At 66.0% G+C, this 13,824-nt stretch carries 12 protein-coding genes; 8 read left to right on the top strand and 4 right to left on the bottom strand.

From position 1 onward, the window contains the following. Positions 1 to 49 precede the first annotated feature (49 nt). Positions 50 to 1,087 carry a DMT family transporter gene (locus L0U84_RS06430; protein WP_233848615.1) on the bottom strand — a complete coding sequence of 346 codons (1,038 nt, stop codon included), beginning with the start codon at positions 1,085 to 1,087 and terminating at the stop codon, positions 50 to 52. Between the two features lie 497 nt (positions 1,088 to 1,584). On the opposite strand from L0U84_RS06430, the gene dapC reads away from it, so the two are divergent. From dapC to cls, 6 genes are all read left to right on the top strand, one after another. Continuing rightward, positions 1,585 to 2,817, top strand: a complete 1,233-nt coding sequence (dapC, locus tag L0U84_RS06425; RefSeq protein WP_233848614.1) for a succinyldiaminopimelate transaminase — start codon at positions 1,585 to 1,587, stop codon at positions 2,815 to 2,817. Positions 2,818 to 2,879: 62 nt separating this feature from the next. Then, positions 2,880 to 3,707 carry a 2,3,4,5-tetrahydropyridine-2,6-dicarboxylate N-succinyltransferase gene (gene dapD, locus L0U84_RS06420; protein WP_129961113.1) on the top strand — a complete coding sequence of 276 codons (828 nt, stop codon included), beginning with the start codon at positions 2,880 to 2,882 and terminating at the stop codon, positions 3,705 to 3,707. Beyond that, entirely contained in the window at positions 3,707 to 4,072 is a 366-nt protein-coding gene (locus L0U84_RS06415) for an ArsC family reductase (protein WP_018435509.1), read from the top strand. Before dapD ends, L0U84_RS06415 begins: the two co-directional genes overlap by 1 nt. A 115-nt stretch (positions 4,073 to 4,187) precedes the next feature. After that, the gene (gene dapE / locus L0U84_RS06410; RefSeq protein WP_233848613.1) at positions 4,188 to 5,327 is read left to right on the top strand and encodes a succinyl-diaminopimelate desuccinylase; all 1,140 of its coding nucleotides are present in this window, start codon (positions 4,188 to 4,190) and stop codon (positions 5,325 to 5,327) included. 14 nt (positions 5,328 to 5,341) lie between these two features. Beyond that, on the top strand, positions 5,342 to 6,226 hold the full coding sequence (gene prmB, locus L0U84_RS06405) for a 50S ribosomal protein L3 N(5)-glutamine methyltransferase (RefSeq protein ID WP_233848612.1): 885 nt from the start codon (positions 5,342 to 5,344) through the stop codon (positions 6,224 to 6,226). A gap of 381 nt (positions 6,227 to 6,607) precedes the next feature. Further along, positions 6,608 to 8,095 (top strand): cardiolipin synthase, encoded by a 1,488-nt coding sequence (gene cls, locus L0U84_RS06400; RefSeq protein ID WP_233848611.1) that lies wholly within the window; start codon positions 6,608 to 6,610, stop codon positions 8,093 to 8,095. Between the two features lie 33 nt (positions 8,096 to 8,128). Here the strand turns inward: cls and L0U84_RS06395 are convergent, their stop codons facing one another. Beyond that, the gene (locus L0U84_RS06395; RefSeq protein WP_233848610.1) at positions 8,129 to 8,608 is read right to left on the bottom strand and encodes a glutathione peroxidase; all 480 of its coding nucleotides are present in this window, start codon (positions 8,606 to 8,608) and stop codon (positions 8,129 to 8,131) included. Between the two features lie 166 nt (positions 8,609 to 8,774). On the opposite strand from L0U84_RS06395, the gene L0U84_RS06390 reads away from it, so the two are divergent. Then, positions 8,775 to 10,730, top strand: a complete 1,956-nt coding sequence (locus tag L0U84_RS06390; RefSeq protein ID WP_233848607.1) for an ATP-binding cassette domain-containing protein — start codon at positions 8,775 to 8,777, stop codon at positions 10,728 to 10,730. Positions 10,731 to 10,890: 160 nt separating this feature from the next. After that, complete coding sequence (locus L0U84_RS06385) at positions 10,891 to 11,946, top strand: CaiB/BaiF CoA transferase family protein (protein ID WP_233848605.1); 1,056 nt, start codon at positions 10,891 to 10,893, stop codon at positions 11,944 to 11,946. Between the two features lie 69 nt (positions 11,947 to 12,015). Here the strand turns inward: L0U84_RS06385 and L0U84_RS06380 are convergent, their stop codons facing one another. Both L0U84_RS06380 and radA read right to left on the bottom strand, forming a co-directional pair. Beyond that, on the bottom strand, positions 12,016 to 12,294 hold the full coding sequence (locus tag L0U84_RS06380; protein ID WP_129961107.1) for a DUF2866 domain-containing protein: 279 nt from the start codon (positions 12,292 to 12,294) through the stop codon (positions 12,016 to 12,018). A gap of 153 nt (positions 12,295 to 12,447) precedes the next feature. Further along, positions 12,448 to 13,824: a DNA repair protein RadA gene (gene radA, locus L0U84_RS06375; RefSeq protein WP_233848604.1), complete on the bottom strand. Its 1,377-nt coding sequence runs from the start codon at positions 13,822 to 13,824 to the stop codon at positions 12,448 to 12,450.

Genomic DNA, 13,824 nt, shown 5'->3' with positions numbered 1-13,824 from the left:
CACATCTGACGCACCCGCAGGTGCGCACGCGCCGGCTAATGAGGGGGAATCATACCATCGCGCGTGGACGATTCTTACCGCCCTTTCGGTGCTCGTCACCGTCGCCGTCGCGGCCGTGTCCGCTACCTTGTTCGCCGTCGCCGCCATTGCGCTCGCCGGGCGGGTCCGTCTCGCCGATGGCGGGATCGGGCGGCGCCGTCTTCGTGCGATGCACCCAGCTCGACAATGCCGATGCGAGCACGATGCACGCGCCGCCGGCCCATTCGCGCGACCCGGGTACTTCGCCGGCGAACAGCCACGCCGACAACGCCGTCACGACGAGCTCGAACAGCATGATGATCGACGCGCGATTGGCCGGCACACGCGAAAGCCCGTACTGCACGAGCATGTTGTTCGACGCGAGCAGCAGGCCGAGGCCCAGCACCAGCAGCGCCGCGGTACCCAGGTGCGCGCCGATGGGCGGCGCGGGCATCGGCTCGAACAGCGACGCGAGCGCGCCGAACAGCGCCGCACCGCCGAAGATCACGCCGGTGCGCATTTCGGGCTTCATGTCCGGCAGCACGCGGCTCGTCTTCAGGATCAGCACATTGCTCATCGCGAAGCCCATGCCGCCGGCCAGACCGGCCCATTCGGCGGGATTGCCGGGCACCGGTAGCCCCAACTGCGGCGACCACAGCATCGTCATCGCCCCCGCGAGCGACAGCGCGGCCAGCGCCGCGCCCGACCAGGTGAGCCGCTCGTGCAGGATGAAATGCGCGAACAGCGCGGTCCACGCCGGAGTCAGATAGAACAGCAGCAGCACGCGCATCACCTGACCGTGGATCGCGCCCCACACGAAGCCGAGATTGGTGACACCCGCGGCGAGCGCGAGCGCCGGCAGCAGCCAGTGCCACCGTACGGTCTTCAGCGCGCGATGCCGCACGAGCAGCACGAACAGGCAGCCGGTGCCGCTCGTGAGCGCGCTCGCGGCTGTGCCGCTCACGCCTAGCGCGGCGAGCATGCGTAACGGATACCAGACCATCCCCCAGACCGACGCGCCCAGCATGATCGCGAGCGTCGGCCAGCCGTTGCGAAGCCAGTTGGTCATGGGGCTGGCCTCCGGGCGGTGTCGTGGGTGGGTCGCGTGAGGGCGTGGCCGCCTGGGTCGTGCGCTGCGTCGGCGCTCGCCGCGGCCAAGCCGCCGACTGCACGGATCGTCGTCCGCCTCGTGATGCCGTCCGCCGCCTTCGCACTGGCGTGGGCGCTTGTCTCCTGAACTGCTGCGTGCATTGCTGTTCCTGCCTATTCTTTTACGCGCCCCGTGATGGGTCCGCGCCATTCCCGCTGCGACGCATCGGTGCGCCGCCTGGCGGGTTGCTCCCGCGCCGCGCGTCGAGCTCCGGTATTGTCCGCGGGCCGCCGCGCCTCAAGCGTGCCACGCTATAATCGTCCGTTCGCCGCCGCTGGTGGCCGGCTCGACGCCGGCCAGTTCATCGCGCGCAGGGACGCCGGTTCATTCATGTTTGATGCACCGCCGCCCGCCGGCGCGCGTGCCCGGTTGTCCCGCCTTTCATTCGCGTCCATTCCGATCAGGCCATTTCGTCCGTGAATCCGCTACTCGACTCCCTTCAGCCCTATCCGTTCGAAAAGCTGCGCCTGCTTTTCAAGGACGTTACGCCGCCGGCCGGCCTTGCGCATATCAGCTTCGGCATCGGCGAGCCGAAACATCCGACCCCGCCGCTGATCCGCGACGCCGTGATCGATTCGCTCGGCGGCCTCGCCGCGTATCCGGCCACGCTCGGCTCGGCGCCGCTGCGCGAGTCGATCGCGAAATGGGTCACGCAACGCTACAACCTGCCGCCGCTCGATCCGCTGACCGAAGTGCTGCCGGTGGCGGGCTCGCGCGAGGCGCTGTTCGCGCTCGCGCAAACGGTGCTGAACCCGCGCCGCGATGCTGACGGCGAGCCTGCGATCGTACTCTGTCCGAACCCGTTCTACCAAATCTACGAGGGCGCGGCGCTGCTCGGCGGCGCCCAGCCGTACTTCGTCAACAGCGACCCGGCGCGCAACTTCGCGTGCGACTACTCGGCGGTGCCCGCCGACGTCTGGGCGCGCACGCAACTGCTGTACGTGTGCTCGCCGGGCAACCCGACCGGCGCCGTGCTCACGCTCGACGACTGGCGCGAGCTGTTCGCACTATCGGACCGCTACGGCTTCGTGATCGCATCGGACGAGTGCTACTCGGAAATCTATTTCGACGAGTCGAAGCCGCCGCTCGGCGGTCTCGAAGCGGCGCACAGGCTCGGGCGCGGCTTCGAGCGCCTCGTGATGCTGTCGAGCCTGTCGAAGCGCTCGAACGTGCCGGGCATGCGCTCGGGCTTCGTCGCCGGCGACGCCTCGATTCTCAAGGCATTCCTGCTGTACCGCACGTATCACGGCACGGCGCTCTCGACCGTGTTCCAGAGCGCGAGCGTGGTCGCGTGGAGCGACGAGACGCACGTGCGCGAGAACCGCGCGAAGTACCTGCAGAAGTTCACGACCGTCACGCCGATGCTCGCCGACGTGCTCGACGTGCGCCTGCCCGACGCCGCGTTCTATCTGTGGGCCAACGTCGAGCGCACCGGGCTCACGGACACCGAGTTCGCCCAGCGCCTCTACGCCGACTATAATGTGACGGTTCTGCCGGGCTCGTTCCTCGCGCGCACTGCGCACGGCGTGAACCCCGGCCGCAATTTCGTCCGCCTCGCGCTCGTCGCCGACGTCGACGAATGCACGCAAGGCGCGCAGCGGATCGTCGAATTCTGCCGCTCGCTCGGTGGCAAACCGAGGGCAGCCTAAGCCTCGCCTGAACCACCCGGCATCCCCTTCTTCAGACTTCAACCCTTCAGAAAATCACGCATATGTCGCAACAACTTCAGAGCATCATCGATACCGCCTGGGACAACCGCGCCGAACTGTCGCCGAAGGCCGCGCCGGCCGAAGTGCGCGAAGCCGTCGCCCACGCGATCGAGCAACTCGATAAAGGCGCGCTGCGCGTCGCCGAAAAGAAGGACGGCGACTGGGTCGTCAACCAGTGGCTGAAGAAGGCCGTGCTGCTGTCGTTCCGTCTGGAAGACAACGCGCCGATGCCGGCCGGCGGCTACAGCCAGTTCTACGACAAGGTTCCGTCGAAGTTCGCGAACTACACCGCTGAAGACTTCGCCGCCGGCGGCTTCCGCGTGGTGCCGCCCGCGATCGCGCGCCGCGGCTCGTTCATCGCGAAGAACGTCGTGCTGATGCCGTCGTACACCAACATCGGCGCATACGTCGACGAAGGCACGATGGTCGACACGTGGGCCACCGTCGGCTCGTGCGCGCAGATCGGCAAGAACGTGCACCTGTCGGGCGGCGTCGGCATCGGCGGCGTGCTGGAGCCGCTGCAGGCGAACCCCGTCATCATCGAAGACAACTGCTTCATCGGCGCGCGCTCGGAAGTCGTCGAAGGCGTGATCGTCGAAGAGAACTCGGTGATCTCGATGGGCGTGTATCTCGGCCAGAGCACCAAGATTTACGACCGCGAAACCGGCGAAGTCACGTACGGCCGCATTCCGGCGGGCTCGGTGGTGGTGGCGGGCAACCTGCCGTCGAAGGACGGCTCGCACAGCCTGTACTGCGCGGTCATCGTCAAGAAGGTCGACGCGAAGACGCGCGCGAAGGTCGGTCTGAACGAGTTGCTGCGAGGCGACTGATGGCGCGCGGCACCAAAACCGTCGTCTACGGCATTCCGAACTGCGACACCGTGAAGAAGGCCCGTGTGTGGCTCGAAGAGCACGGCGTCGAGTTCGAGTTTCACGACTTCAAGAAGGCCGGCGTGACCGAGCCGCTCGTGCAGGACTGGCTCAAGGACGTCAAGCTCGACGCGCTGCTGAACCGCCGCGGCACGACGTGGCGCGCGCTGTCCGACGACATGAAGGCGGCCGCGGAAACGCAGCCGGGCGCGATCGCGCTGATGATCCACAAGCCGTCGGTGATCAAGCGGCCGGTGCTGGTCGTCAACGGGCGCGTGAAGTCGCTCGGCTTTTCCGCGGACGAGTACGCGGCGCTGTTCGCCTGAGCGCAAGGTAGCAAAGGGCGCGGCCTCGCGCCGCGTCGTTCGAAGGCTGTTGCCGGCTGCGGTGGCTTACCGCGAGCCGGCATTTTTTCATTTCAAAGTGGCTTGTACTGAATCCATGTCCGGCACCCTCGCCCTTACCGAACAACTGATCGCGCGCGCGTCCGTCACGCCCGACGACCAGCATTGCCAGCGTCTCCTGATCGAGCGCCTGGCCGCGCTCGGCTTCGAGCACGAGACGATCGAATCCAACGGCGTGACCAACCTGTGGGCCGTCAAGCGCGGCGTCGACGGCTCGCAAGGCAAGCTGCTCGCGTTCGCCGGCCACACCGACGTGGTGCCGACCGGCCCGCTCGAACAGTGGCGCTCGGCGCCGTTCGAGCCGACCCAGTGCGACGGCAAGCTGTACGGCCGCGGCGCGGCGGACATGAAGGCGTCGATCGCCGGCTTCGTCGTCGCGAGCGAGGAGTTCGTCGCGGCCAACCCGAAGCATCGCGGCTCGATCGCGTTCCTGATCACGAGCGACGAGGAAGGCCCCGCCACCGACGGCACCGTCAAGGTCGTCGAAGCGCTGCAACAGCGCGGCGAGCGCATGGACTACTGCATCGTCGGCGAACCGACCTCGAGCGAGCGTTTCGGCGACATGGTCAAGAACGGCCGGCGCGGCTCGATGTCGGGCAAGCTGATCGTCAAGGGCGTGCAAGGCCATATCGCTTATCCGCATCTGGCGAAGAATCCGGTGCACCTGCTCGCGCCGGCGCTCGCGGAACTCGTCGCCGAGCGCTGGGACGACGGCAACGAATATTTCCCGCCGACCACCTGGCAAGTGTCGAACATCCACAGCGGTGCCGGCGCGACCAACGTGATCCCCGGCCATGCGGACGTGATGTTCAACTTCCGCTTCTCGACCGCGAGCACCGTCGAAGGCCTGCAACAGCGCGTGCACGCGATTCTCGACAAACACGGCCTCGAATACGACCTGCAATGGACCGTGAGCGGCCTGCCGTTTCTCACCCCGCGCGGCGAGCTGTCGAGCGCGCTCGCGCAGGCGATCAAGGACGAGACCGGTGTGGACACCGCGCTGTCGACCACCGGCGGCACCTCGGACGGCCGCTTCATCGCGCGCATCTGCAAGCAGGTGATCGAGTTCGGCCCGCTGAACGCGAGCATCCACAAGATCGACGAACATATCGAAGTCGCCCATATCGAGCCGCTGAAAAACGTGTATCGCCGCGTGCTCGAACAACTGATCGCGTAACCAGGAACTTTGCGATGACGCTTCCTTTTTGCACCGTCCGCGACCTGCTGCGTTATGCAGTATCGCGTTTTAGCGAGGCCAAACTGTCGTTCGGCCACGGCTCGGCCAATGCCTACGACGAAGCCGCCTACCTGATCCTGCACACGCTGCATCTGCCGCTCGACCTGCTCGAGCCGTTTCTCGACGCGCGCCTGAGCACGGCCGAAATCGAGGCGGTGCTGAACGTGATCGAGCGACGCGCCGCCGAACGCGTGCCGGCCGCGTACATCACGCAGGAAGCGTGGATGCACGGCTATCGCTTTTACGTCGACGAACGCGTGATCGTGCCGCGCTCGTTCATCGGCGAGCTGCTGCAGGACGGCCTGCAGCCGTACGTCGAGGACCCCGAGCAGGTCGGCGCGGTGCTTGAACTATGCACCGGCTCCGGCTGCCTCGCGATCCTCGCCGCGCACGCGTTCCAGAACGCCGACGTCGACGCGGTCGATCTGTCTGCGCCCGCGCTCGAAGTCGCGACGCGCAACGTGCTGGACTACCACCTCGACGACCGCATCGCGCTGTTTGAAGGTGATCTGTACGCGCCGCTCGCCGAGCGCCGCTACGACGTGATCATCAGCAATCCGCCGTACGTGAATGCGACGTCGATGCAGGAGCTGCCGGCAGAGTACAAGCACGAGCCGGAGATGGCGCTCGCCGGTGGCGCGGACGGCATGGACATCGTGCGCCGGATCATCGCCGACGCGCGCAACTGGCTGACCGAAGACGGTGTGCTCGTCATCGAGATCGGTAACGAACGCGAGCACGTCGAGGCGGCATTCGGCGGTCTCGACCTCGTGTGGCTGTCGACCAGCGCCGGCGACGACAACGTGTTCCTGATCCAGGCCAGCGACCTGCCGGTCTGAGTCCGGCATGCTTGCCGTTTGAGCGCGCGGCGTGCGCGGCGCCGCTTGCCGCCGCTCGCAGCGGATCTCGCAAGGGACGCGCACGCCGCGCGCGGTCCGACGCACAGTTTATTGATACGAGTTTTTGCGCTATTTTTTTAGCGCGCATTTTCAGCACGATTTTTTGGCGCTTTATTTGGGTGCGTTACATAGCGCGGCTTCAAGCCATGGTTTCAAGCGCGGTTCTCAGGCAGGGTTGCGAACCATCGCCGCCACGGCGCAGGTGATGTCCGCAGCCGCAGTCTGAAGCCGTAGTCCGACGCGTTCGCCGCAGACCACGAAGCGAGCCTGTGCCCGCCTCCGTTTCCTGAACACGGCGCTTCGCCAACTGTTCGCGAGCTTATGACATTCGACCTGCTTCACGTCGGCCCGCTGGTCCTCCTTGCCCATATTCTCGGCATCATCGCGGCCGCTCACGCGATTCTCCATACCCGCACCTCGCAAGGCGCGATTGCATGGGCCGTGTCGCTGGTCGCGATGCCTTATCTGACACTCGTACCCTACCTGTTCCTCGGCCGCAGTAAATTCGCCGGCTACGCGGACGCGCGTCGCGTCGAGAACGAGCTATTGCGCACGCGCGCGCATCCGCAGGTGTGGGACACGCAGGCGTCGTCGGCCGGGGTGCCGACGCAGCAACTCGGCTCGCGGCTCGTGCAGTCGCTGACGCGCCTCGGCGGCATGCCGTTCCTGCCCGGCAATACCGTGCGGACGCTGGTCAACGGCACGGCGACTTTCGAGGCGATCTTCGACGCGATCCAGAATGCGCGCCGCTATGTGATCGTGCAGTTCTTCATCGTGCGCGACGACGCGCTCGGCGACATGCTGAAAGACGCGCTGATCGCGAAAGCGCAACAAGGCGTGCGGGTGTACTTCCTGTACGACAGCATCGGCAGCTTCGATCTGCCGCACCGCTACGTCGCGGCGCTGCGCGCGGCCGGCATCGACATGCATCCGTTCGCGACGAACCGCCGGTTCGTCAACCGCCTGCAGCTGAACTTCCGCAATCATCGCAAGATCGTGTCGGTCGACGGCGAGCGTGCGTTCGTTGGCGGTCATAACGTCGGCGTCGAATATCTGGGCGCAAAGCCGCCACTGTCGCCGTGGCGCGATACGCACATCGAGGTGCGCGGCCCAGCGGTCGCGAGCATCCAGTTCGTGTTTATCGAAGACTGGTACTGGGCCACGCAGCAGCTGCCCGAGTTCGACGTGCCGCCCGCCGATTCAGCCGGCCAGGTTGTCGCCCCGCAAGGCGAGCACGGCGCGAACGAACGCGCCGCCAACAACATGCACTGCCTCGTGCTGCCGAGCGGCCCGGCCGACAAACAGGAGACCTGCTCGCTGTTTTTCGTCGAAGCGATCAACGCGGCGCGCGAACGCATCTGGATCACGACGCCCTACCTCGTACCCGACGAAGCGGTGTTCGCCGCACTCCGGCTTGCGGCGCTGCGCGGCGTCGACGTGCGCATCCTGATTCCGAGCCGGCGCGATCACCTGGTGGTGTTCGCGGCATCGAAGCTGTATGCGTACGACTCGCTGCGCGCGGGCATTCGCATCTTCCGCTATCAGCCGGGTTTCCTGCATCAGAAGGTCGTGCTGATCGACAGCAGCGCGGCCGCGATCGGCAGCGCCAATCTCGACAACCGCTCGTTTCGCCTGAACTTCGAGATCATGGTGCTGACCGTCGACCGCGGCTTTGCGCTCGAAGTCGAAACGATGCTGCTCGACGACTTCGCCCAGTCGCGCGAAATCGACCGCGACGAGTACCGCAAGTCGAACGCACTGCGACGCATGCTGATGCACGTCGCGCGACTTTTTTCGCCGATCCTGTAGGCGCGCCTCGCGCGTTGCACGCGCTCGCCCCTCCTACAGCAGCGCTTCGATATCCGCGGTGATCGCCTCGGGCTTGGTCAGCGGCGCATAGCGCTTGACGACGTTGCCGTCGCGGCCGATCAGAAACTTTGTGAAATTCCACTTGATCGCCTCGAGGCCGAGCAGCCCGGGCGCCTCGATGGTCAGATAGCGGAACAGCGGATGCGCGTTCGGGCCGTTCACGTCGATCTTGTCGAACATCGGAAACGTCACGCCGTAGTTCTTCTCGCAGAAGCTGCCGATCTGCGCGGCGTCGCCCGGCTCCTGTTTGCCGAACTGGTTGCACGGAAAACCGAGCACCGCGAGCCCGCGCGCCGCGTACTCGTCATACAGCTTCTGCAAGCCCGCGTATTGCGGCGTGAACCCGCATTCGCTCGCGGTATTGACGATCAGCATAACCTTGCCTTGGTACTTCGTGAGACTCGCTTCCTCGCCGCCGAGCGTGCGCGCCGAAAACGAATAGATCGATGTCATGTGCCCTCCCGTGAAAGCCGTCAGTCTATGCCAAAAGCGCTGCCGATACAGTCGGCCGGATGGCCGATGGCGGCTGCGCGCGAAGTGACAGCCGGGCAATCGGCGCCGCGCGCCCGGCAACGCGCCGGGCAGTCTAAAATAGCGGTTTTCTTCAGCCGGCCACGTCGTGATCCGCTTCAATCAGTTCAGCCTCGCGCGCGGCACCAAGCCGCTTTTCGACAACACCACGTTCACGTTGAACCCCGGTGAAAAAGCCGGCCTCATCGGGGCGAACGGAGCGGGCAAGTCGACGCTGTTCGCCGTGCTGCTCGGCGAATTGCACGCGGACGGCGGCGATTTCTCGATCCCGCCGACCTGGCGCATCGCCCACGTCGCGCAGGAAACGCCCGCCGTCGGCAAAACCGCGCTCGCCTACACGCTCGACGGCGACGCCGCGCTGCGCGACATCGAAGCGCGCATCGCGGCCGCCTCCGCGGCGCACGACGGCGCGGCCGAAGCCGAAGCGCACGCCGCGTTCGCCGACGCCGACGGCTACACCGCGCCGGCGCGCGCCGAAGCGTTGCTGCTCGGCCTCGGCTTTACGCTCGATCAGACCCGCGAGCCGGTCAGCAGCTTCTCGGGCGGTTGGCGCATGCGGCTGAATCTCGCGCAGGCGCTGATGTGCCGCTCCGACCTGCTGCTGCTCGACGAACCGACCAACCACCTCGACCTCGACGCGATCGTCTGGCTCGAAGACTGGCTCAATCGCTATGCGGGCACGCTGATCGTGATTTCGCACGACCGCGAATTTCTCGATTCCGTCTGCAACGTCACGCTACATCTCGAGAACCAGCAGATCAAACGTTACGGCGGCAACTACTCGCAATTCGAAGTGCTGCGCGCGCAGCAGCTTGCGCTGCAACAGAGCGCGTACGAAAAGCAGCAGCGCACCGTCGCGCATCTGCAGAGCTACATCAACCGCTTCAAGGCGCAGGCCACCAAGGCGCGTCAGGCGCAAAGCCGGGTGAAGGCGCTCGAGAAGATGGAGCTGATCGCCCCTGCGCATATCGCGTCCCCGTTCACGTTCGAGTTCCGCACCCCCGACTCCGCGCCGAATCCGATGATGGTGATGGAAGACGTGCGCTGCGGCTACCACGCGGAAGACGGCAGCGAGATTCCGATCGTCGAGCGCGTGATGCTGTCGATCCAGAACGGTCAGCGCATCGGCCTGCTCGGCGCGAACGGCCAGGGCAAGTCGACGCTGATCAAGACGCTCGCGGGCACGCTCGAACCGTTGAGCGGCCACGTGCGTGAAGGCAAGGGTCTGCGCATCGGCTACTTCGCGCAGCATCAGCTCGAAACGCTGCGCCCCGACGACACCCCATTGCAGCACCTCGCACGCCTCGCGCCCGATACGCGCGAGCAGGAACTGCGCGACTTCCTCGGCAGCTTCAACTTTTCCGGCGACATGGCGACCGCGAAGATCGCGCCATTCTCGGGCGGCGAGAAAGCACGCCTCGCGCTCGCGCTGATCATCTGGCAGAAGCCGAACCTGCTGCTGCTCGACGAGCCGACCAACCACCTCGACCTCGAAACGCGCCACGCGCTGACGATGGCACTCGCGCAATTCGAAGGCACGCTGATCCTGGTGTCGCACGACCGGCATCTGCTGCGCGCGACGACCGATCAGTTCATGCTGGTCGCGAAGCATCGCCTGCAGGAATTCGACGGCGATCTCGACGACTATCGCGACTGGCTGCTGCAGCACGCGGCCGAACAGCGCGCGGCGCTGAAAGCGAATGCTTCCGGGGCGGCAGACGCGGCATCGAACGGCGCGGCAAATGGCGACAGCAACGTCAATCGCAAGGAACAGCGCCGCCTCGAAGCGGAAACGCGGCAGAAGCTCGCGCATCTGAAGAAGCCGCTGCAAAGCCGCATCGCGAAGATCGAAAAGGAAATGGACGCGCTCAACGCGGAGAAAGCGACGCTCGATGCATTCGTCGTCGATCCCGCGAGTTACGAGCCGGAGCAGAAGAGCAAACTGACGGAAGCGATCCGCCGTCAGGCAGACGTGAACGCGCGCCTCGACACGCTCGAAGCCGAATGGCTCGAGACGCACGAGGAACTCGAACAGATCGGCTAGCGGCACGCCACAACCGGGCCGCGCCGGCATCCACGGGAGCTTGGCTTTGTCATTTGCGAACTCGTCGTTCGGCTCGTCGGGCTCAGAATCGGCCTCAAAATCGGCCTCAGAATCGGCCCCAGAATCCGCGGCCGCACCGGCCACGGAGGTACCCCCGCCGTTGCAGGGATTGCGCGTGCTCGACCTCACGCGCCTGCTGCCGGGTCCGGTGGCCGCGCTGCGCCTCGCCGAGCTCGGCGCCGACGTGCTGAAGATCGAAGCGCCCGGCGCGGGCGATCCGACGCGCACGATGATGCAGTCGTCGAGCGACCGTGTCGCGGGCCGGCCCGGCGCGTTCTACCGGATGGTCAATCGCGGCAAGCGCGAGACCCGCCTCGACCTCAAATCCGAAGCGGGACGCCACGTGCTGCGCGCGCTCGCGGCCGAAGCCGATGTGCTGATCGAGAGCTTTCGGCCCGGCGTGATGGAGCGGCTCGGCCTCGGCTACGCGACGCTCAGCGCGGCCAATCCGCGGCTCGTCTATTGCGCGATCAGTGGATATGGTGCGAGCGGTCCGTTCGCGGACCATGCCGGTCACGATCTGAACTACATCGGCTATGCGGGCGTGCTCGATCAACTGGCGAGTCGCGACGGTGCGCCGATCCTGCCCAACTTCCAGATCGCCGATCTGCTCGGTGGCGCATTGAGCGCGGTCACGCAGATTCTCGCCGCGCTCTGGCACGTCGCGCGTGGCGGCGCGGGCCGTTTCGTCGATGTATCGATGACGCACACGAGCTATGCGCACAACTTCGTCGCGCAGGTGTCGCTGCTCAACGAAGGGGCGGCGCCTGCCGCGGGCGGTGGTCTGTTGAACGGCGGCGTGCCCTGCTACAACCTGTATCGCACGAGCGACGAGCGCTGGCTCGCGGTCGGCGCGCTCGAATTGAAGTTCTGGGAAACGCTGTGCATGGCGCTCGATCGGCCCGAATGGGCGACGCGTCACTGGAGCCTGGGTCAGGCGATCGGCGGTCCCGATGCGCTGGCGCTCATTCAGGAAGTTGCCAATGTGATCGCGACGCGCACGCTCGGCGAATGGGTGGAACTGCTGGAATCGCTCGATTGCTGCGTGTCGCCGGTGTTGACGCCCGCTGAAGCGGCGCGGCATCCGCTGTTCAATCCGCAAGCGTATGCGGCGGTGGCCGCGAGCGCCGCCGGATCAGACGACGACGGGGCCTAACGCGCGCGGCGCGGCCGCGGCCGGGGGAGCTTTGAAGATCAAGATCCGGTTATCGAAGCTCAACGCCCGTCAGCGCCGGGTCGCGGTCTGCCTCGGCAGCGTTTGACGCGGCGACTTCTCGTCGTCGTACAGCAGGTGTTTGCGGCCTTCCACATGACGGCTGATCGTGGCACGCACTTCGGCGGCCGTCACGTCTTCCGCCACCACCCGCCGCGAGATCTGCCCCGCGGTGTCGATCCACTCGACGATCCGGCAAGCGCCGCCCCACGGCTGATGAATCGGTGCGGAGACCCGGCAGCCGCGCACCTGGATGTGATGGTCGGCAGCGGTTTCGTGTGACTGTTTCAAGGCGCGATCCTTTTTCGGGCATCAGAAGGGATGCATATCGTTACAGCTTAGGAAAAAGGTATGGCGGCCAGGTTACAGCCAATATGGAGATATTTACCGCGCATTACGGGACCGCAAGGGTACAAAGTACTGGCGAGCGGTCCCAGACCCCGTCTATTCGAGCGTACGGACGCGGTCGATGGCCTGTTCGATACGTTCGACCGCAACGACCTGTAAGCCTTCGATCGGCTGTTTCGGCGCATTGGCCTTCGGAATCACCGCGACCGAGAAGCCGAGCTTGGCCGCTTCCTTCAGTCGTTCCTGGCCGCGCGGCGACGGCCGGATCTCGCCGGCAAGGCCGACTTCGCCGAACACGACGAGTCCCTTCGGCAGCGGCTTGTTGCGCATCGACGAATGAATCGCGAGCAATACCGAGAGGTCGGCGGCGGGCTCGGAGATCTTCACGCCGCCCACCGCGTTCAGGAACACGTCCTGATCGAAACAGGCGATGCCCGCATGCCGATGCAGCACCGCGAGCAGCATCGCGAGCCGGTTCTGTTCGAGGCCGACTGCGAGGCGGCGCGGATTCGGCGCGTTGGCCGCATCGACGAGCGCCTGCACTTCGACGAGCAGCGGCCGCGTGCCCTCCTGCGTGACCAGCACGCACGAACCCGGCACCGACTGCTCATGCTGCGATAAAAATAATGCCGACGGATTCGCGACGCCGCGCAAGCCGCGCTCGGTCATCGCGAACACGCCGAGTTCGTTGACCGCGCCGAAGCGGTTCTTGATCGCGCGCACCAGACGGTACGACGAGTGCGTGTCGCCCTCGAAATAGAGCACCGTATCGACGATATGTTCGAGCACGCGCGGACCCGCGAGCGCGCCCTCTTTCGTCACGTGCCCGACCATGATGATCGTCGTGCCCGATTGCTTGGCGATGCGCGTCAGTTGCGCCGCGCACTCGCGCACCTGCGCGACCGAGCCCGGCGCGGACGTCAAAGCATCCGAATAGACGGTCTGGATCGAATCGATCACGGCAACTTCCGGCCGTTGCTCGGTAATCGTCGCCTGAATCTTTTCGAGCTGGATCTCCGCGAGCAATTGCAGCTCGCTCGCCTTCGAGCCGGGTTCGAGCAGCGCCAGCCGTTGCGCACGCAACGCGATCTGCGCGCCCGATTCTTCGCCGCTGATATAGAGCGCGCGTTTGTCCGCGGCGATTTCCGCGAGCGACTGCAGCAGCAGCGTCGATTTACCGATGCCCGGATCGCCGCCGATCAGCACCACGCCGCCCGGCACGAGGCCGCCGCCGAGCACGCGGTCGAATTCGCTGACGCCGGTCGAAAAGCGCGGCACGTCCGACGCGTCGATGTCGGCGAGGCGCCGTACCGGCGTGCTCTTCGCGAGTGACTGGAAACGGTGCGTGGACGGCGCCTCGGCGACCGATTCGACCAGCGTGTTCCACGCGAGACAGGACGGGCATTGACCGGACCACTTCGGCGACTGTCCGCCGCACTCCCCGCAGATGTACAACGTCTTCGCCTTCGCCAC

It is taken from the genome of Paraburkholderia sp. HD33-4 (assembly GCF_021390635.1).
Classification (GTDB): domain Bacteria; phylum Pseudomonadota; class Gammaproteobacteria; order Burkholderiales; family Burkholderiaceae; genus Paraburkholderia.
Note: the sequence above shows the minus strand (reverse complement) of the source record. Positions and strands in the feature narration are given on the sequence as shown.